This window comes from Orenia metallireducens, assembly GCF_001693735.1.
GTDB lineage: Bacteria > Bacillota > Halanaerobiia > Halobacteroidales > Halobacteroidaceae > Orenia > Orenia metallireducens.
This window is the reverse complement of the sequence record NZ_LWDV01000009.1, coordinates 838,783-858,997: the sequence shown is the minus strand read 5'-3', so window position 1 is coordinate 858,997 and position 20,215 is coordinate 838,783. Positions and strand designations below refer to the sequence as shown.

General features: G+C 31.7%; 16 protein-coding genes and 1 pseudogene. 14 read left to right on the top strand and 3 right to left on the bottom strand.

Going from position 1 to position 20,215, the window contains the following annotated elements; genetic code table 11:
• Positions 1-92 precede the first annotated feature (92 nt).
• Together U472_RS11965 and U472_RS11960 are read left to right on the top strand one after the other, a co-directional pair.
• A complete protein-coding gene (locus U472_RS11965) occupies positions 93-449 on the top strand; it encodes an alpha-helical endospore appendage domain-containing protein (protein WP_068718760.1) in 357 nt (118 codons plus the stop codon).
• A 378-nt stretch (positions 450-827) separates the two neighbouring features.
• The gene (locus U472_RS11960) at positions 828-2,237 is read left to right on the top strand and encodes a D-alanyl-D-alanine carboxypeptidase family protein (protein WP_068718758.1); all 1,410 of its coding nucleotides are present in this window, start codon (positions 828-830) and stop codon (positions 2,235-2,237) included.
• A gap of 175 nt (positions 2,238-2,412) precedes the next feature.
• Here U472_RS11960 and U472_RS11955 read toward each other — a convergent pair whose 3' ends face one another.
• Positions 2,413-3,261, bottom strand: a complete 849-nt coding sequence (locus tag U472_RS11955; RefSeq protein ID WP_176714168.1) for a cellulase family glycosylhydrolase — start codon at positions 3,259-3,261, stop codon at positions 2,413-2,415.
• 950 nt (positions 3,262-4,211) lie between these two features.
• Here U472_RS11955 and U472_RS11950 point away from each other — a divergent pair.
• From U472_RS11950 to U472_RS11935, 5 genes are all read left to right on the top strand, one after another.
• On the top strand, positions 4,212-4,778 hold the full coding sequence (locus U472_RS11950) for a spore coat protein (protein ID WP_068718754.1): 567 nt from the start codon (positions 4,212-4,214) through the stop codon (positions 4,776-4,778).
• A 573-nt stretch (positions 4,779-5,351) separates the two neighbouring features.
• The gene (locus U472_RS11945) at positions 5,352-6,341 is read left to right on the top strand and encodes a glucosaminidase domain-containing protein (RefSeq protein ID WP_068718752.1); all 990 of its coding nucleotides are present in this window, start codon (positions 5,352-5,354) and stop codon (positions 6,339-6,341) included.
• A gap of 384 nt (positions 6,342-6,725) precedes the next feature.
• Positions 6,726-6,875, top strand: coding sequence for a hypothetical protein (locus tag U472_RS16895; protein WP_176714167.1), 150 nt, complete (start codon positions 6,726-6,728; stop codon positions 6,873-6,875).
• Between the two features lie 245 nt (positions 6,876-7,120).
• Positions 7,121-7,606: an Lrp/AsnC family transcriptional regulator gene (locus U472_RS11940; protein ID WP_068718750.1), complete on the top strand. Its 486-nt coding sequence runs from the start codon at positions 7,121-7,123 to the stop codon at positions 7,604-7,606.
• Positions 7,603-8,766 carry an aminotransferase class I/II-fold pyridoxal phosphate-dependent enzyme gene (locus tag U472_RS11935; RefSeq protein WP_068718748.1) on the top strand — a complete coding sequence of 388 codons (1,164 nt, stop codon included), beginning with the start codon at positions 7,603-7,605 and terminating at the stop codon, positions 8,764-8,766. The genes U472_RS11940 and U472_RS11935 overlap by 4 nt, the downstream gene beginning before the upstream one ends.
• Before the next feature lie 101 nt (positions 8,767-8,867).
• On the opposite strand, the gene U472_RS11930 is transcribed toward U472_RS11935, so the two are convergent.
• On the bottom strand, positions 8,868-9,716 hold the full coding sequence (locus U472_RS11930; RefSeq protein ID WP_068718746.1) for a DegV family protein: 849 nt from the start codon (positions 9,714-9,716) through the stop codon (positions 8,868-8,870).
• A gap of 426 nt (positions 9,717-10,142) precedes the next feature.
• Here U472_RS11930 and U472_RS11925 point away from each other — a divergent pair, with 426 nt between their 5' ends.
• Complete coding sequence (locus U472_RS11925; RefSeq protein WP_068718744.1) at positions 10,143-11,048, top strand: hypothetical protein; 906 nt, start codon at positions 10,143-10,145, stop codon at positions 11,046-11,048.
• A 59-nt stretch (positions 11,049-11,107) separates the two neighbouring features.
• On the opposite strand, the gene U472_RS11920 is transcribed toward U472_RS11925, so the two are convergent.
• Complete coding sequence (locus tag U472_RS11920) at positions 11,108-12,649, bottom strand: HD-GYP domain-containing protein (RefSeq protein WP_068718742.1); 1,542 nt, start codon at positions 12,647-12,649, stop codon at positions 11,108-11,110.
• Positions 12,650-14,092: 1,443 nt separating this feature from the next.
• Between U472_RS11920 and malQ the strand changes: the two genes are divergently transcribed.
• The 6 genes and pseudogenes from malQ to U472_RS11895 all read left to right on the top strand — a co-directional run bounded on the left by malQ (position 14,093) and on the right by U472_RS11895 (position 19,617).
• Positions 14,093-15,589 (top strand): 4-alpha-glucanotransferase, encoded by a 1,497-nt coding sequence (gene malQ, locus U472_RS11915; RefSeq protein WP_068718923.1) that lies wholly within the window; start codon positions 14,093-14,095, stop codon positions 15,587-15,589.
• A gap of 696 nt (positions 15,590-16,285) precedes the next feature.
• Positions 16,286-17,140: a diaminopimelate epimerase gene (gene dapF / locus U472_RS11910; RefSeq protein WP_068718741.1), complete on the top strand. Its 855-nt coding sequence runs from the start codon at positions 16,286-16,288 to the stop codon at positions 17,138-17,140.
• A gap of 59 nt (positions 17,141-17,199) precedes the next feature.
• A pseudogene (locus U472_RS11905) lies at positions 17,200-17,490 on the top strand (GNAT family N-acetyltransferase); the annotation flags it as partial.
• A gap of 112 nt (positions 17,491-17,602) precedes the next feature.
• On the top strand, positions 17,603-18,568 hold the full coding sequence (locus U472_RS11900; protein ID WP_083189897.1) for a glycosyltransferase: 966 nt from the start codon (positions 17,603-17,605) through the stop codon (positions 18,566-18,568).
• Complete coding sequence (locus U472_RS16350; protein ID WP_083189896.1) at positions 18,514-18,864, top strand: nucleotide disphospho-sugar-binding domain-containing protein; 351 nt, start codon at positions 18,514-18,516, stop codon at positions 18,862-18,864. The genes U472_RS11900 and U472_RS16350 overlap by 55 nt, the downstream gene beginning before the upstream one ends.
• A 60-nt stretch (positions 18,865-18,924) precedes the next feature.
• On the top strand, positions 18,925-19,617 hold the full coding sequence (locus U472_RS11895) for an aspartate/glutamate racemase family protein (RefSeq protein ID WP_068718739.1): 693 nt from the start codon (positions 18,925-18,927) through the stop codon (positions 19,615-19,617).
• Positions 19,618-20,215: the final 598 nt, after the last annotated feature.

Below are 20,215 nucleotides of genomic sequence, written 5' to 3'. Positions count from 1 at the left end.
ATACTTAATATTTAGGTTATATAATTCCTCCAACTTTAATAAGATGTAATAGCATAATATGAAAAAATTCCTAATTAAAAGGAGGGGAATTAATGCCTGAATTAAAGCTACAGACTAAAAAGAGGGAAGAAGCTTTAACGGATATGTTACAATCTACAGCTTTAGAGAAGGTGGCTTTGGCTGAACTATTTAATGCTGGAGCTGAAGAGATGAGAGAAGTTATGAAGATGGAAGACATTACTGTGGATAAATTAATTGATTTCCAAGGTAGTTTAAACTCGATTATTCAAAATGGTTTAGAGGTGCGAAAAATATTACAAGATGATATGAATTCTTCAGTAAATTTCAATAGTTTAGAGAGTAATACTATCGAGATAGAAGAGGAAATCAGTGAAGAGATTATTGATGGGAAGAAAAGAATCAAGAAGATCATTACTAAAAAGGGATAAGATTATCCAAATATATTTATTTAGCCAGACCAATATTGGTCTGGTTTTTTAATTTAATTCAAAATTTAATTATATTATTTTTATCTGATAGAACAATTGTATTATTTAAGAGTAATATTCCCATACTATTAATAGATTTATGGCAATAGTTAGTTCAAAGATTATAATTGAATTTAATGTCGTAAGAGATTAGAAGTTGTTTCATTTATTACCTATTACTTCTCATTTACCATCAAATTTTGTATCTTTTAAATTGAAAGTTAGCGATTATAAAGTACTTATAGAGTCTAGCACCTTACTTATAATAAGATGAGAGTAGTATCCTATTAAACTTTTAATCGCTGAAGAGATAATTATGATAAAAAGGGTGGTTGAATTATGGAGTTATTCATTGGGCATAAGCTAGTTAAAAGAGAAGATGGTTATACAGTTGTCTTATATCTTGACCAAGAACTAACTGAATTTGCTAAAGATTTTGATGGAATAGGGAATAAAGAGAGAAGAGATTTAGAGCGAGGAATTCGTGATTATATTAAAGAGAAATTACCAAATATTAAAGTAAAGAGTGTTAATTTAATGTTAGGTTCTTTATTAGTAGCATCATTATCCTTTGCTAATATTGAGATTGCAAGAGGTGCAGAGGTCAATCAGCCCCAGATCCAGAATTTGAGAACTTATAGAGTGAAATCTGGTGATACTTTAGCAAAGATATCTGAGAAATTTGGAACTACAATCTCTAAATTGAAAGCCATCAATGGGTTAAGTGGTAATTTGATTTATATAGGTCAGGAATTGAAGCTGCCCCAACTACAAGAGGGTACCCATATTGTACAAGCAGGTGATACTCTATCTAAGCTTGCTAGAAAATATAATTTGAGTGTAGAGAAGTTAAAGAGGGTCAATGGTTTGGCTGGTGATAAAATCTATATTGGTCAAGCTCTAACTATACCTAATCAAGGTAACTTATCCACTATAGACTTACCAGATGGGGTCTTTAGAGTCGGTGATAGAGGAAAAGAGGTAAAAAGTATACAGGTAGCTCTTAATAATTTAGGATATTCATTGGTTGAAGATGGGGTTTATGGTCCTACAACTAAAAGAATAGTTACTGACTTTCAGAGGCAGTATGATGCCTTGAAAGTTGATGGAATATATGGACCTAAAACAAAGGAATATTTAGCAGAGGCTCTACTTACAGACCATACTATTTTAGCAGACCCTAGTGATACTTTAGCCCTAGTTAATAAGGGTAATAGTCTACCCTCAAACTATATCCCAGCTAATTTGGTAGTACCTAATGTTCCCTTTCCTTTTCCAGAATTCCATGAGAAGAAGCTAATGAGAGAGGATGCTGCTAGGGCTTTGGAGAAACTCTTTGCAAAGGCTAAAGAGGATGGCATTGAGCTATATGCTACCTCTGGGTATCGCTCCTATGACCGGCAGAAAGCAATCTTTACTTCTAAGTCTATGCAATATGGTTTAGAGAGAGCCAATCAATTTAGTGCTAAGCCAGGAGAGAGTGAACATCAAACAGGTTTAGCTATGGATGTAACCAGTCCTAAGGTGGATTTTAGATTAACCCAATCCTTTGGAGAGACAAGAGAAGGAAAGTGGCTTAAAGAGAATGCTCCTAAATTTGGTTTTATTATCAGATATCCTCAGGGAAAAGAAGATATTACTGGTTATCAATATGAACCTTGGCACCTACGTTATGTAGGGAATAATCATATTTCTTATGAGATTGCTAGCAATGGAGCGACTTTAGAAGAGTATTTGGAAAGGGTATGAATTTGGCTTAAGTGCCTATAGCCACTTGATTATATAATAAATTTTTAGATATTCTTTAAATAATAAAGGGTTATTGTATGACTATAAATAGTTGTACAATAACCCAAATTATCGCTTTATTCACTTTGATTATTTACTAACATGCTTGTACAAGAAAACAGAAATTCATTATGGTTTACCACATGTTGTCAACTATAAAATTTCCCCACCAAGTATAACTACCAAAATCTGTTGTCATATCTAACCAAGCATTTTCAGAATTATTTCCTGACCATGACCATGGGATGAAACCAATGCTATTGTCCTTACAATACTGGATTAAATAAGCTGCATCTACTTGAGAACCAAGGTTGTTATCTCCATTATTGTAGTTGTATCCAAATTCACCGATTATAATTGGGATGTTCCAATCAATACATTGTCCTAAGAAGTTAGCAATGTCAGAGTTATTGTTCCATGACCCGTACATGTGTATAGTAAAGATAGTATTTTGATTTGGGTCTGCATTGATGATATCCCATGCATACCATAGAATATCATTGGCATCTTGCCCCCAACCACCAGAGTCAATTACAATTGCTCCACCATAGCCAGCATTACGCAGGCGAGTTACTGCATTTATATAGGCATCACGCCATACTGTACTTCCTGATGGGCCCCATTCATTTGCTATATTAATCCAAACACTAGGATGGTTTTGGATTACACTAAAGACGTCTGATCTAAGCCAATAATCAACAGCAGTGCTTATATCTGAGGATGAAGTACCTCCAGTAAAATCATGTAACTCAACTATAGGCTTTAAGCTTAAATTATCACATTTATTTAAGAAATCATTAAGTCTAGATGCAGAGCCATCTGTTTGCCAAACAATTCTAACAGTATTAAAACCGGCATTTGCAATATCTGTCAGTGCCGAATATGATTGTGAATCATACCAAATTGCAGGTAGATTAACACCTCTAATCCAGGATGTAGTTTCAGCTGCCATTACTGGTTGTGTAGTAAATGTTAAAAAGGACACCGACAGAACAAGCAAAAAAGAAACAATTACATTTTTCATAAGTTTTTTAGACATAAAAAATTACCCTCCTAAAATTTTGTTATTTGACCCAAGTTGAAGTAGTAAATAATCAGTGAATAAAGCCATACTCAAATAAGAACTATAGTTCTTATTTCATTATTATACAAAATTTTCCGAAAAAAAGTAAAGAAAAAATAGGGAACAAATAAATAAAATGTATAATAAGTCAAAAACAGGATGGTTCCGCTGGTTTTTAGAATATGATTATACATTGTTTTACAATAAATTAGATAAAATTATTCTCTAATGCTGTAGTGTCACATAATTCAAAGTAGTAAATGAATTAGTAAACAAATGAGAAACAACAGTTTTGTTTTGGTGTTATTATACGAAAATTCCGAAAATAAAAAAAGAGAACGAATAATTAAAATGTATAATAAGTTGAAGATAAGATATTTTCATCGGTTTTTAGAGTACTAATTATCACTAATTTACAAGAAAGCAGATAAAATAATTACTCAAAGATAATAAAATCAAATGATTTAATCTTAGAGATGATAATTATAATAAAATTAAATTGAGTTAAATGGAAATACTCATACATGTTGGAGTTTAATAATAGACAACTGTGTTGATTATCTATAAAAAGTAAATAAAAACCCTTTTTATGTTGAAGTATTATTTTCACCATAAAATTACTCTAAAAGAGGTGTTAAAGTATAGATATAAATGAATTTTTTAACCTCAGAAGGAGTAGAAAAGTTTACTAATTTGATGGATATAAAAATACTATAAGAAAATTTACTGTATATGATTATTCTATATCAAACCAAGATATAGAATAAATATTACCATCATAAATTAAAGACAATAAGTAAATTATATTTACTGTAAATTAATTATCATTAATTGAAATTAAATAAAATCTTAGAGAATAGGAAGTGATTTGAATGGAATTAGCTGCTAATGAAGCATATCAGTTACATGAGTTAGCAATGAGTTGTGTCAACTCTATTACCAATATGGGACTTTTTTTAAACCAAGTACAAGATCAAAAATTACGTTCTATGATAGAAAGGCATTTTCCACTTCACATTAGAGACTATAATATGAAAGCAGAATATTTAAGTAAGGCAGAGGGAGCTACTGAGAGTCTGCCAGTACCAGATATAAAAAGTATTCTCCCATCCTTTACCCAATCAAATGTAGCAATTCAACCAGTTAAGCCTAGAATTGATGTTCAAAGCTTAAATGATAGGGAGATTGCTACAGCATATCTATTAACTTTAAAGAGAGCAGGTAGAGAGTATGCTTGGTCTGCAATGGAAACAAGTAATCCTGAGGTACGTGCTTTTCTAGAAGATGCTTTTAAAATGAGCTCCCATCATGCCCATGAGGTATGGCAATGGATGGTAGAGAACGGGTACTATCCATTAGAAGCTGCAAGCCAAAAGACTTTAAGTACCTTTGGTAAACTTTATCAAACTGTTGAAGAACCTGTATTACAGATGCAATAATTATAGACATTAAGTGGCAGTGATTTTATGTTGCCACTTTTTGATTAAAATAGTAACGAGTGACGAGTAGGGAGCAGTTAGGAAGCAGTGAAAAATAACAGGTAAATAGCCTGCTATTTTTTATACGTAATATTAGCAGATTCGTATTTTGGTATTATCAATTATATCAATGGTTCTATATTTTTAGGTTTTATCTCTTAAAGAAACGTAAGCGGTATATAGAGTAAGAATAAATTTATAACATAGTCTCAATACTAACTAATTATCCTAATATTATTGATAAGTACTAGCGTTTTTCCGGTCTTAAAATGATTTTTTGTCTACTTTTTATAGAAAATTATGAACAGGTAGATGGAAAGGTAACGGCATATATTTGCCAGAATTGTGCCTGCCAGAGTCCAACTACAAATTTAGATAAGATAAGGAAGAGGTTAATCTAAAGGTTTTTTATGGGAGATAAATCATATATTAGTATAGAATATATCTAATTAATTATGTTATAATTAATTTAGATAAATCATTAAAAGGTGTAGGAATCTCCTACACCTTTTAAATTAAGGGGAGAGATTTAGATTGAATAAACCAAAATTCAAAGTCATATTTTTACTAGTTATTATGATATTTTTAGCTATGATGGGGTATTTTTGGACTAGTCTATTTAATTCAAAGGAAGTGAATCTAAAGCAAGATGATTCAACAGGGGAAGCTTTAGTTTCAGAAGAGGAAGCTGAGCCAATAACAGAAGAAGCTCAAGAAGTTCAAGAGGTTGAGCAAAACTCATTTACAAATATAGCTTATGATAGTTATAAAGACTGGGAAAGATTATTGGAGGAATATAATTATAATATCAATCAAGAGTTAGTAGAGATACCTAGAGTGAAGGTGGAGAAATTCCCAGAGGATATTGGTGAAATTAGTGATGTTGCTAAGAAGAAGAAGATATTCTTAAGTATTATCTTAATTGGAGCTTATCATGTTAACCAAGATTTGATAGAGGATAGAAGAAGGTTGCAGTCTATTGCTAAGCAGTACTCTATTTCTGATAAAATTGGTTTAGAAGATGAGGAATGGTTAAATCAGTTGAAGAAGGAGTATAGTGTTAAAAGTGATGATTTGCAAGAATCATTAGATTTATTACTTGTTAAAGTTGATATTATACCATTATCTTTAGTCTTAGCTCAAGCTGCCTGTGAGTCGGGTTGGGGGACTTCTAGATTCACAAGAGTAGCCAATAATATCTTTGGGGAATGGACCTTTAGCAAAATGGTTGCAGGGGTAGTTCCTAAAGATAGACCTGTAAATGCTACTTATAAAATTAGAAAGTTTGATACAATAGAAGAATCTATCAAGAGTTATATTAATAATTTGAATAGCCATTATGCTTATGAAGAATTATGGAAGATCAGAGCAAACTTAAGAGAGAGAGAAGAAAGACTAGATAGCTTGAAATTAGCTGAAGGTCTGTTAAATTACTCTCAACGTAGAGAATTGTATATTGATGAGCTTAGAGATATTATCAAATATAATAACTTACAGAAGTTAGATAGTTTATTGGAAGAGTGAGTTTAGCTGGGTAATCAGGGGTATTTAAATGCATGAAAGAGAATGATATTCTAATTGATATTGATAAGCAGCTACAGTCTATATAGTTAGTAGGAAGAAACTTATTAGGAAGATGTTAAAAGAGGAATTTGGTGTTGCTACTGGAAATAGAGTTATTTTTAAATTTTTAATGAACCCATTAGATGAAGATATTAATGAGGAAGATTTATTTATATTAACTAGTAGAAAAAGAGTTTGTAAGTGATTTAAGGTATAATAATTTGATAAGTAGAGCAGAATTTGTAGATATTATTAAAGAGAAGAGAATCTCAACCTTATTAAAATCTATTATCTTTGTAAAGACAGAAGAAATAATAGGCAGCATTAACAGAGGATCGAGTAATAGTGAAGCTAAAATTGGCTGCTATTACTAAAGGATTGGAATGGAGATTCTCTTTACTTGATAAATATATGTTGTTTCTGAATACTGATTCTAAGTTACTATTAAGAGATGAATTCTATGACATTATTTCAGATGTTGAATCTGCTAATTGATTATTTAGAGTTAATATTAAAATTTATTAAGAAATTTTTCTTTAAAGTATTTTATAACTTGTAATAATTTCTCGATATGTTATTATAGTTTATATGATTAATTATCTAAGTTTTTAAGATTTGGTGATCTGATCAAAATCATTATAACAATATTTAAACTAGTAAAAATAATTACATAAGTGGATAGTGATTTATGATAAATAGCCAAATTATTAACTAAAAGTAGTAGAGAAGGGGTTGTGAAGATGAGAGATGATATTTTAGAATTATTAAAAAATAATAGTAAGTTATCCCATGAGCAGATAGCTACTATGCTAGATTTGTCTGTAAAAGAGGTTGAAGATGAAATCATTCAATTAGAAGAGAAGAATGTTATTGTTAAATATTCTACCTTGATTGATTGGGATAAGACCGATAAAGAGTTGGTTTCTGCTCTAATAGATGTAAAGGTAACACCAGAGAGGGATTTTGGTTTTGATGCAGTGGCTAAGAGAATCTATAAATTTCCTGAAGTAAACTCTGTTCACCTAATGTCTGGTGGCTATGATTTGTCGGTTCAGGTGGAAGGTAGAACGATGAAAGAGGTTGCTTTATTTGTAGCTGAAAAGTTATCAACCATTGAGCATGTCCAAAGTACAGCTACTCACTTTATGTTAAAGACCTATAAGAAGGATGGAGTAATATTTAAAGGAGAGAATAAGCCAGCAGAACGGTTAGTGGTATCACCATGAATTGGTCAGAGATGATTTCACCACGAGTACAGGCAATTCCACCTTCGGGGATTAGAAAGTTTTTTGATTTGGCTTCAGGGGTAGAGGATGTTATCTCTTTAGGGGTAGGAGAGCCTGATTTTGTAACACCTTGGCATATTAGAGAGGCTGCTTTTTATTCATTAGAGCAGGGAGATACTATGTATACCTCCAATTATGGTCTCTTAGAGTTGAGAGAAGAGATAGCTAATTTATTAAAGAGAGATTATAAGTTGGAATATAATCCTAAAAATCAGATTTTGGTTACCGTTGGAGTCAGTGAAGCCTTAGATTTGGCTTTAAGAGCTTTGTTAAAAGAAGGGGAAGAGGTACTTCTACCTGAGCCCTGTTATGTATCCTATGAGCCATCTACTCTATTAGCAGGAGGTAAGGTGGTTAGAATCAAGACCAAAGCAGAGGATAATTTTAAATTGCGTGCTAAAGATTTAAGAGAAGCCATTACCTCTAAAAGTAAGGTTTTAGTCCTATGTTATCCTAGTAATCCAACAGGGGCTACTATGGATAAAGAGGATTTAGAGGAGATTGCTGAGGTTGTTAAGGAGCATAACCTAATCGTCTTATCTGATGAGATATATAGTCGTTTGACTTATGAAGGAGAACATACTAGCTTTGCTACTTTAGAAGGGATGAAAGAGAGAACTATCTTATTTAATGGTTTTTCTAAAGCTTATGCTATGACTGGTTGGAGGGTTGGATATGTAGCGGCTCCAGAGGAAATACTTCAAGCGATGATGAAGATTCACCAATATACTATGCTCTGTGCTCCAATAGTCAGTCAAAAGGCAGCTTTAGAAGCATTACGTAATGGTGATAGAGAAGTAGAGAAGATGGTTAAATCTTATAATCAACGTAGGAGAGTAATTGTTAAAGGTCTAAATGAGATTGGCTTAGAATGCTTTAAGCCTAAAGGCTCTTTTTACGTATTTCCTTCTATCAAAAGCACTGGGTTAAGTTCCGATGAATTTGCTGAGAGGTTATTGAAAGAAGAGGGTGTAGTGGTAATTCCTGGTAATGTTTTTGGAGAGAGTGGAGAAGGGTTTATTCGTTGTTCTTATGCTTCTTCTTTAGATAATATTTATGAGGCTTTAAAAAGGATAGAGAGGTTTATCAAGAAATTATAAGAAAGGCGTAATATTACGCCTTTCTTATAATTTGATTATAGTTTTAAGTTATAGTAGGTTTTATTTATTAAATCTACTTAACATTACTCCTAAACTAAATTTCAGTCTACTTTACTTACTATTACCCCAATTAAACCAGGTCCTGTATGAACAACCATAGATGGACCGATCTGTCCAAAGAAAGTCTCTTTGACATTATCTAATTTTTTTACTTTTTCTAATAACTCTTTAGCTTCCTCACAAGCAGCACCATGCATCACATCTACAGTACTGATACCTTCTTTAATCTTATCCCTAACTATATTATAAATTGCATTAATAGACTTCTTTCTTCCTCGTGACTTCTTAAGGGTATAATATTGCCCCTCTTCATCAATGGATATGATAGGTTTAAGATTTAAAAGTTCCCCGATAGTCCCTGATACTTTACCAATTCTGCCACCTTCAATTAAATACTTTAAGGTCTTTACCACAAAGAAGATGTCAGTATTCTTCATCTTATCGTTGATTTTTTCTATAATATCATTAAAACTCAAACCTTCCTCAATTAATTCAGCAGCATAAAGTACTAGTCTTCCTAGTCCCATAGATAATGCTTTAGAATCAATTACTTCTACAGTGATGCCTTCAACCTGTTGAGCAATCATTCTAACCATATTATAAGTACCACTTAAACCACTAGAGATGTGGATTGCGATAACATGGGTAACCCCTTTTTCTTTCAGCTCTAAAAGTTTCTTTTGAACATCGTTAGGAGAGGGCATAGAAGTAGTCGGAATCTCCTCTGCAAATCTATTATAAATCTCTTCTGGCTGAATATCTACCCTATCGGTATATTCTTCATCTTTATAGATTATCTTCAAAGGAAGGCTATGTATATTCTTCTCTTCTAAAACTTCTCTAGGAATATCAGAGGTGCTATCAGTTAATAGAGCAATCTTTTGATTCATTTGAACAAATCACCTTCTTTATAAGAATATTTTGATTTTATTATATCACAAGTAACTTTGACCAATCAATTTAATTTAGTGATAAGTAATTAGTAATTAGTAATCAGTGATTAGAAAATCTTTTTGACTGCTTACTCATAACTTGTTATCTATTATAGTATATGCAATTCAAGAGATAAATTTTTATAATAGCTCTTGGGCTAGTAGAAAAATTGATATAATATATAGATATTGTGATATTTTTAGTTTTGTTTCCCCCTCTTAAGAGTAAGAGAGGGGAGTTTTTAAAAAGTGAAAACTGTCGCAATATACCCCCATTAAGTTTAATTTTAAATTCCAATATTAATTTTAGAAAATCTATTGAATAATCCTTCTTTATTCGGTATTATCTATAATAGCGATATTAAAAAGCATAGGGTGGTTATAATGAAGATTTGGAAATTAACTGAAGATAAATATGGTATTAAAGAGCGATTGACTAAGAAGCTATTTAGGGATTTAATCTCTATACAAGGAGTAGAGTACAATAAAAGTACTTGGAGAATAGAGTTTGATGAAGGGGTATTAAGTAAAGTAGAAGAGCTTTTACCCGAAATAGAGATTATGGAAGGGGAGATATTATTAGAGCGATTATATCGATTGAGTAAGTTCCAAGCTCGCAAAGGGTTGATGAGGCATGCAGTGATGGTACATGAGGCTAAAGATTATATTTATATGGTTCTAAGTGATGGAGCTTTTGAGATTTTAGAAGACTATGAAGGAACTTTAGTTGCATATGATGCTAAATTAGAGGAATATGCTACAGAGTTAATATATTTTAAAGAATATGAGAAGTTAAGATTATACCAAGATGAGAAGGATAATTTCAGTATTGCTGATATTATTGAGGTCTTAGATAGTCAGCAAGGTAGTATCTTAAAGCATGATCCAGATGCTGCTCCATATCTATTTCTTGATCAATTTCAAGGGTGGGAGCTAAACGATGAGAAAAAGAAGCAACTCTTTAAAAAAGAGTTGATAGTGAGAAATGTGACTGCCTTCAATCTTGAAAGATTGGCAGAAGAGAGGGAGATAAGCAGGGACTTTTGGTATCCTATCTTTGTAGATATGGTTGAGAAGGAGATAATTAAGAGAGAGAAGAAGATTAATAAATTGATAGAAAAGTCAAGCCTTAAAAACCTTTTCAAGAATGAGAAGGCTGTTAAGTTGGGAGCAGAGATAGAAGAGCTATTAAGAAAAATAGATGGTGATTTACAAGAGATAATGGATAGAGAATGGGTTAGATATTATCTTAGAGAGAAAGAGAAGAGAATTTATGGAATTATGCAGTAATTTATATAGCTTTTATTATGTTTAGCTAACTTTAGTTCTAAATAAGAGAAGCTAGGGCATTATGCTCTAGCTTCCCTTTTTAAATTAGACTGTTCATTCCAAGTATTATAGATTGTATCTAACTCGTGATGAATCTTTTTAAACAATTGATAAATTTTAGGATCGAAATGGGAAGGTTCTACTCGTCCATCACCATTAACTATAATATCATAGGTCTTTTCATGGCTAAAGGCTGGTTTATAAGGGCGTGAACTCCTTAAAGCATCATAGATATCTGCTAACATAACGATTCTAGCTGATAGGGGAATCTCATCACCACTCTTGCCATTAGGATATCCAGACCCATCAAAGCGTTCATGATGGTTAAGGGCAATATCTGTAGCCATCTTAAGGTGTGGAGAATCTCCAATGATTTCTGCACCATAAGTAGTGTGCTTTTTTATCATTGTAAATTCATCATCGGTTAATTTTCCTCTTTTACATAAGATGTGTTTAGGTATGTAGACCTTTCCTACATCATGCATTTGAGCACAGTAATAGATTTCTTCAATGAAATTTTTGTCTAGCCCCAATCTTTTAGCAATTAATTTTGAATATTCATTAACACGTTTGATATGATAGCCTGTATCATCATCACTTGCCTCTGCGGCTCTAGATAGGGAGTTGATAGTATAGATAAAGGCATTCTTAACTTCATTAAGCTGATGGTGTATATTTTTAATTAGATTGAAGCTGATAGACAAGGTCTTAATAATATTGGCGTCAAAGTGAGTTACTTTCTTATTATAGTTGATTCCTATTAAGGCGATGTCTGTTGTTTGATATCCAGAGAAATTATTAATCTTATGTATTCTATTAAGAATTTCATCAGCAAATACATTTTGATAATCATCAATATCAGATAGATCATCTTCATTACAATTATAGAAGAATTCATTTTCAAGCTGTGTACTTAATTTGAAAGGAGCTTTATTCTTTAAAGCCACTGGAAATGCTGATTTTTCAATCTTATTCTCTGAAATTATATATATATCTGTAATCGTTTGAAGGTCTTCTTTAAAGATAGTTAAGATAATTTCTGGCTTATTAGATAAAAAGGGGTTGGTCGCAAAGACATAATTGAGAATTTCTTTAATCGAATCCCCATAATCAATAAAGTCATTATTAATATATTCCTTTAATAGTTGGTCTACTTTATTATTAATTAGATCAATAGTTTCATAACTTGCTGTTACCTTATTATAATTATTTTTAAAATTAATAGCTTGTTTAGCTAAATTCGGTAACTTGTCTGCTATATTAGATTTATTGATAACAATTTCAGATTCTATAATCCTATCAATAATTTTGGGATAAGGATTAGAATATAAATATATAACTGGCAAGTAATTCTGGGATTGTAGGATCTTAATCACTTTAATTGTACTCTCTTGATAATAATCAATATCTGTAATTAATAATTTAGGTTTTAATTGGTAGATTTTTAACATTAATTCATCAGGAGATATCTGATGTAATTTATATTCTTCTTTATATAAAGAGTCTTGTACCAAATTGAATGTCTCTTCTCTCTTAGAAAGTAATATTATATGTGATTTCATAATTTATGTTATTACCCCCATTTTAAACTGATTAATTTTAATAATAATTAGAATATTTCCTATAAGATTGTATCATAAATTATCTTATTTTTAAATACTTAAGGTTATATAGGGTTATTTTTTTTTATTTTACAATTTTTAAGAGAATTTGGTACAATAAATATAATTAATTTAATTATAGTATGGGGTTAGGAGAGTGTTTAAATATCTTTAAGAAAGAAGTAAGTAAAATAAATAGAGTAGAATTTATATCTAACTAAAAAAGAAGGATGGTTTTAAAGAAGGTATAAGAAACTATCTTTAAAGATTAAGATTTGTCTATATAAATGATTGCAGAAAGGTGGTGATAATGGTATAATGTAAATATATTTGTTTATGCAAACGTTATCATGGTTTTGGTGGTAGTTTTGAAGAGGAGATATTATTAAAATTAATTGCTTAATTATAAATTCTCTTGAAAAGAAAGGCTTCTAGAGAGTTAGGGGTATAAATAATAAGTATTCTATTTTAAAGTCTTCAGGTAGATTAACTGAATATAATCAAGGATTTTTTCAAAAAATGAATGGTATAGGATAAGCAGAAGTGCTGATTGAATCTATAAGACATAATAGTAGCTTAGGAACTAACTCTCTATAGTATTATCAAAGCATTGCAGCTAAGGTATAAATAATGAGCCAAGGGTAATAGGCTTAATTATATTCAAATTCTTAAAAACTTCTAGTATGAAAGGAGCACTCTCATTGAAAGATTATAGGGTGTCAATAGTCCCTCTAGTGGTTGAAGAGGAATTAGAAGGGGCTAGGAAATATCATAATTAGTACCATCACCATATTCATTGTAATATGATTAGATATGAGTTAGCAGGTAATTAGAGATTCATTAAAGAGAATGAAGTTTTATTGCTATTAACCCTTATGCTCTTTGCTACCCTTTTAAAACCTGGATAATACCAAAAACTCACCACCATAGTTTTAGCAATATTGCTAGGAAGGAACTCAAAGGTTCAGCTATTATCTTAAAACATATGGTTAGGAGGTTTGAAATAGGGATTAATAATCTATCTATAATATAATTTTACCTAAAGCACCTTTAGTTCTAAATAATAAGGGTAGTTGCCACCGTCATGTACAAATTTGACCAAAGTTAAATNATGGTTAGGAGGTTTGAAATAGGGATTAATAATCTATCTATAATATAATTTTACCTAAAGCACCTTTAGTTCTAAATAATAAGGGTAGTTGCCACCGTCATGTACAAATTTGACCAAAGTTAAATGCTCAAGTAGGCTTTGAGTCGGGTATAGAATCTTTGTTAATCCCATTTTACCAGGGGGTAGCTACTAAAGAATTGAAGGAGATTGTGGTAGTTTAATTAAATTTATCCGGTAAATATTAACAATACCTTCAGTAAGATATAATTATAAGGTCAAGGAGGGAATTAATGATGAAATTTGAAAGAATGAGTGGAGTTTTCTTACACCCTACCTCGTTAGCAGGTAGATATGGTATAGGTTCTTTAGGTGATGAAGCCTATCAATTTATAGATTTTTTGGCTGGAGCTGGACAGAAGTTATGGCAGATTTGTCCTTTAGGACCCACAGGGTATGGTGACTCTCCTTATCAATGCTTCTCTGCTTTTGCAGGAAATCCTATGCTAATTAGTTTAGAAAGATTAGTTGAAGATGGATTATTAAATGAAGAAGATTTGGAAGTAGATATCGAATTTGATAAGGATATAGTAGAATATGGGAAGGTAATTGACTTTAAAATGCCTTTATTTAAGAAGGCTTTTGGTAAATTTAGCTCTATAGGAGATAAAGATGACTTTAGAGCTTTCTGTGAGCAGAATGCAGAATGGTTAGATGATTATGCACTATTTAGAGCTGTCAAATCAACTTTTAATGAGAGACCATGGAATGAATGGGATGAGGATATTAAACTAAGAGAAGAAGCAGCAGTAGCTAAATATAAAAAGGAGTTGGCTGAAGAGATAGAATTTAGATCTTTTATTCAGTATCTATTCTTTAAGCAATGGACAGATGTTAGAGAATATGCTAATAATAAGAACATCCAAATAGTTGGAGATATACCTATCTTTGTAGCAATGGATAGTGCAGATGCTTGGGCTAATCCAGAAGTCTTCTATTTTGATGAAGATATGAAGCCAACTAAAGTAGCAGGAGTACCACCAGATTACTTTAGTGAGACTGGACAGTTATGGGGTAATCCACTATATAATTGGGATAAGTTAAGAGAGAGTAACTATCAATGGTGGGTTAAGAGAATTGAAGCATTACTAGAGGTGGCTGATATTGTTAGAATAGATCACTTTAGAGGCTTTGCAGCTTATTGGGCTGTTCCTTATGGTGAAAAGACGGCTATTAATGGTGAATGGGAGAAGGCACCAGGTATAGAGTTATTTAAGACTATCAAAGATGAACTTGGTGAATTACCAATTATTGTTGAAGATTTGGGTTTGATAACCAAAGATGTAAAGGAATTAAAGGATACTTTTGATTTTCCAGGTATGGAGATTTTACAATTTGCTTTTGATGCTGAAGAAGGTAATAATATCACTCCAGATCAATATACAACTGATAATTGTGTAGTTTATACAGGAACCCATGATAATAATACTACTTTAGGCTGGTATAAAGAGGATGCTAGTAAAGCTGATAGAAAGATGTTAGAGGATTACTTAGATAAGCATCTTGACTACAGACATGACTCTATCGTATGGGATTTAATAGAATTAGCTTGGTCATCTAGAGCGGTAATCTCTTTAGTAACTTTACAGGATGTATTAGAATTAGGCAGTGAAGCCCGTTTTAATACTCCTGGAGTATTAGGAGGTAACTGGGATTGGAAGTATCGTCCAGAGATGTTGACTGAAGATAGAATGTTAGCTTTAAAAGAGATGACAGAAAGAAATAATAGGTAGATTCTAGATAACTACTGATATAAGTAAATATATTCACCCAACTTTAGATTGAAATTTAAATTCAAGTTAAGTTAGATAACAGTGGATAGGAAAAATTCGTTTGGTATTTTTCCATCACAAAGAATTCAAAGAACCCGTAGTAAGAGTAATGAGCGATGATTAACAGGTTAAAATCAAAAACATAAAAATACCACAGACTTTACTTTAGACTTGGACCTCAAATAATAAAGCATCCTTATTTTTAGGGGTGCTTTATTATTTGGTCACGATTTAACTATGGGACATATAATATATAGAAATCAGTTCCAGCTATTAAATTTAAGGAGGTATGTAGATGAAGAGGAAATCTTGTCCTGCATCTAGTTGTGGTAGAAGGAAGAAGAGCAAGAGAAAAAAACGCAAGAGTAAATAAAATTAATATTGACTAAATTTAGACCGCTTCTTTTTGAGTAGCGGTTCTTTTATTGTAAGATATATTTTTGAATTATATTTAATATTCATATTTGAATATATAGCGTAAATATATTATTATAATGGTATAAATGAAATTTTAATATAGAAAATCAATAAATTGGTTTTCTAGTTATTATATTCAGCATTATAAACATATATTGTGAATATTTGTTATATATAAATAAATGTATACCTTTTATTTTATAAGTGATAAATAAAAATAATATAAAGGAGATAGATATTATGATTGATGATTTTTATAAGTATCATGCTTTAGGAAATGATTATATAGTTATCGATCCAAATAAAATTGAAATTGATTTAAATGAAGAGGCGATAAAACTTATTTGCCACAGAAATTTTGGGATAGGTTCTGATGGGATTTTATTTGGACCAATATTTGAGGATGATAAGATTAAATTAAAGATTTTAAATCCAGATGGGAGTGAAGCGGAGAAAAGTGGAAATGGAATTAGAATATTTTCTAAGTACTTAGTAGATCAAAATTATGTAGAAACTAAAGAATTTAAGCTTCAAACATTAGGAGGAGAAGTCTTAGTTGAAGTATTAGATGATACTGCAAATTTAATAAAAGTCGATATGGGTACAGTAACATTTCAAAGTGATTTAATTCCTGTAAAAGGAGAAATTCGTGATGTAGTTAATGAAAATTTAGAGATAAATGGAGAAGATTTTGAAGTAACCTGCCTTTCAATAGGAAATCCTCATTGTGTTATTCCAATGGAGGAGGTTACAAAAGAATTAGCATTAGATTTAGGTCCTTATGTAGAAAACCATGATGTCTTTCCTAATAGAATAAATATGCAACTTTTAAAGGTTATTGATAGGAATAATATACAGGTAGAGATATATGAGAGAGGTGCAGGTTATACAATGGCATCAGGAAGTAGTAGTTGTGCTGCTGCAAATGCTGCTTATAAATTAGGTTTAGTTGATAAAGATATAACAGTTCATATGCCTGGTGGAGAAATAGAAGTAGAGATTAAGGAAGATGGAGGTGTTTATATGACTGGTGAAGTATCAAGTGTGGCAAAAGGTGATTTTACGAGTGATATGTGGTCAAAAATTAGAGAGTAAACTAATTTTAGAAAAGCAAGAGGGTAGCTCTATTTCTAACAGATAGTGATGAGCTGGATAATATAGTAAGAGGGTGTTTTCAATCTTGTTATTTAGGCTATCATTTAGATAAGGAAGAAGTAAATAATGGATATATGACAGAGGCATTAGAAGAAGCGATTAACTTTTTATTTGAAGAGTTTAAGTTGCATAGGATAGAAGCAAATATTATGCCAAAGAACAATCCTTCCTTAAGAGTTGTTCAAAAATTAGGATTTTATAATGAAGGGCTAGCCAAAAAATATTTAACGATAAATGGGAAGTGGGAGGATCATATTCATATGGTTCTTTTAAATGAAGAGGTTGAATAAGGAATTTAAATATGAATTATCATCTTTAATTTGTTACATTATATATAAGGAATGATTCTATAGTCTGTTGAAATTAAAAAATCTATAATCAAGATAAAGGGAAGGTAGTAATATGAAGATAAAAATTCTCACACTGGGAACTAGAGGAGATGTACAACCTTATATTCCCTTAGCTATTGGGCTGCAGGATAAGGGGCATGATGTAACACTTTGTACAGCAAAGAATTTTGAAAATTTAGTAAGAAAATATAAAATTCCTTTCTATCCTATTCGAGTAGATTATCAAGAGCTTATACAATCAGAAGAAGGCAAGAAGATGTTGAGTGGAAATCCAATTGAGATTATCAGAAATATGAAAAGTCTCGTCTTTCCTTTAATTAAGCAGAGTTTAAAAGATTTATGGAGTGCAAGTAAAGATGCTGAATTGATCATATATCATCCGAAGGCTTTTGGGGCTTATGATATTGTAGAGAAGTTAGAGATTCCTGCGATGATTGCTTTTCCTATTCCAGCGTTAACCCCGACAGCTGAATTCTCTAATCCTATATTCCCCTTTGAAATCCCCCTTAATTTAGGTTTGTTGAATAAATTTACTTATGCCATCAACAGGTTCACTACTATACCCTTCCATGGGATTGTAAATCAATGGCGAAAAGAAGAACTAAATCTTCCAAGGAAATCAATTTTCCGCAATGATGTGATTTTAAATGGGAAACCAATACCTATTATCTATTGTTGTAGCCCAAAAGTTATAAGACCACCTGCTGATTGGGATAGTTGTAATGTCTGTATCTCTGGATATTGGTTTTTAGAAGAGGGGAATAAATGGGAAGCGCCAAAGGAATTGTTGGAATTTCTAAAGGAGGGGCAGCCCCCCCTTTGTATCAGTTTTAGTAGCTTAACTTTAAAAGAGCCTAAAAAATTTAAAGAAATTCTGTTAGAGGCTTTAAAGAAGACAAAAGAACGTGCTATTATATTGACAGGCTGGAGTGGATTGAAGTTTAAAAATCTTTCTTCAGATATATTTGTACTCGATTATATCCCCATAACTGGTTATTTCCTAAATGTTCTGCTGTAATTCATCATGGAGGAGCAGGAACAACAGCAGCTACTTTAAGAGCAGGAAAACCAATGGTGATCTGCCCTTTCTCTGGTGATCAGCCATATTGGGCAAGATTAATGCATTCAATTGGGGTGGCTGCTGAACCATTATTTGAGAGAGATCTATCTGTTGATAGATTAAGCAGAGCAATAGAAGAGGTTATTAATAATCAAGAATTAATTGAGAAAGCTGATTATATCGGAAGTCAAGTCCGTTTAGAGAATGGTGTGGAGAAGGCAATCCAATTTATTCATTCTAAAATAGATATTTGATTTGTCTACTAGGATGATATAAAATATATTTTAATATATTAAAAAGCGGAGGGGAAGCTAATGAAGACGATAGGGTTGATTGGTGGAATGAGTTGGGAGTCTTCACTTGAATATTATCGGATTATAAACAAAATTGTTAAAGAGAGATTGGGAGAACCCCATTCGTGTAAAAGTATTATGTATTCAGTAGATTTTGCTGAAATTGATAAGTTGCAGCATCAGGGAGAATGGGAAGTACTAACTAATAAGATGGTTGAAATTGCACAAAAATTAGAGAAAGTAGGGGCTGACTTGGTACTAATATGTACCAACACAATGCATAAAATGGCTAAAGATGTTCAGGAGAATATTAAAATTCCCTTATTACACATTGCAGATGCTACTGCAGATGAGATTAAAGCTAAGCAGATGAATAGAGTTGGTCTTTTAGGGACTAAGTTTACCATGGAGCAAGATTTCTATAAGAAGAGGTTAAAAGAGAAGTATGGAATAGATGTGATTATACCTGCTGAAGAAGAAAGAGAGATTATTCATAATGTAATCTTTAAAGAGTTAGTATCTGGATTTATAAAAAATGAATCTAGAGATAAGTTTAAAGAGATAATAACTAACCTTAAAAATAATGGTGCAGAGGGAGTAATTTTAGGCTGTACAGAGATTCCATTATTAATAAAAGAAGAAGATAGTATTATTCCTATATTTAATACCATGATGTTACATGCTAAAAAGGCTGTTGAGTTTGCATTAGCATAAAAGAATTTCAGATAATATATTAAAATCTGTTATAATAATAATCACTACTATCTAGTTTATAGAATAGACATTTGGGTGATTTTAAGTTTTGGTGGTTGAATTTATATAGTATCTGATTATGGGTATGTTGCGACACTTTTCACTTTAAAAGTGAGCAAAATTATTACAACATTTTTCGGGAAAGTTTATCAGCTTTTATCCCAAGGGTACTTCTTTCAGGGCACCCTAAAAGTAACCAAACCTATGGGTTTTACCTTCGGGGTTATAAAGCAACCCCTGCGTGGCAAGTACAGCCCAATACAAAAACCCTTCGTGATCCTACAGGGAATACAATACAATTTCCTTTCGTGCAAAACCAATCCGGTCTAGAAAAAAATATCCCTACGAGTCTAACCTACGGATTTAAAAAGCAAACCCTTCGTGGTGAGAACCCGATCAAGACTCTCCGTAGCAGAGCCCACTCTCTCAGCAATTAAAGTCTTTAATTATTATTAATATTAGATTTTCTAGTTAAGATTTTAATTGCCTCTAAGTTTTAATTCAATTTTTGCTTCGCTCAAACATTAATTTTCAATTCTCAATTCTCCATTCTCAATTT

Excerpts from the sequence above, each read along its gene's own strand:
- U472_RS11965 (WP_068718760.1), top strand. The coding sequence starts at position 93 with ATGCCTGAATTAAAGCTACAGACTAAAAAGAGGGAAGAAGCTTTAACG.
- U472_RS11960 (WP_068718758.1), top strand. The coding sequence starts at position 828 with ATGGAGTTATTCATTGGGCATAAGCTAGTTAAAAGAGAAGATGGTTAT.
- U472_RS11950 (WP_068718754.1), top strand. The coding sequence starts at position 4,212 with ATGGAATTAGCTGCTAATGAAGCATATCAGTTACATGAGTTAGCAATG.
- U472_RS11940 (WP_068718750.1), top strand. The coding sequence starts at position 7,121 with ATGAGAGATGATATTTTAGAATTATTAAAAAATAATAGTAAGTTATCC.
- U472_RS11935 (WP_068718748.1), top strand. The coding sequence starts at position 7,603 with ATGAATTGGTCAGAGATGATTTCACCACGAGTACAGGCAATTCCACCT.
- U472_RS11930 (WP_068718746.1), bottom strand. The coding sequence starts at position 9,716 with ATGAATCAAAAGATTGCTCTATTAACTGATAGCACCTCTGATATTCCT.
- U472_RS11925 (WP_068718744.1), top strand. The coding sequence starts at position 10,143 with ATGAAGATTTGGAAATTAACTGAAGATAAATATGGTATTAAAGAGCGA.
- U472_RS11920 (WP_068718742.1), bottom strand. The coding sequence starts at position 12,649 with ATGAAATCACATATAATATTACTTTCTAAGAGAGAAGAGACATTCAAT.
- malQ (WP_068718923.1), top strand. The coding sequence starts at position 14,093 with ATGAAATTTGAAAGAATGAGTGGAGTTTTCTTACACCCTACCTCGTTA.
- dapF (WP_068718741.1), top strand. The coding sequence starts at position 16,286 with ATGATTGATGATTTTTATAAGTATCATGCTTTAGGAAATGATTATATA.
- U472_RS11900 (WP_083189897.1), top strand. The coding sequence starts at position 17,603 with ATGAAGATAAAAATTCTCACACTGGGAACTAGAGGAGATGTACAACCT.
- U472_RS11895 (WP_068718739.1), top strand. The coding sequence starts at position 18,925 with ATGAAGACGATAGGGTTGATTGGTGGAATGAGTTGGGAGTCTTCACTT.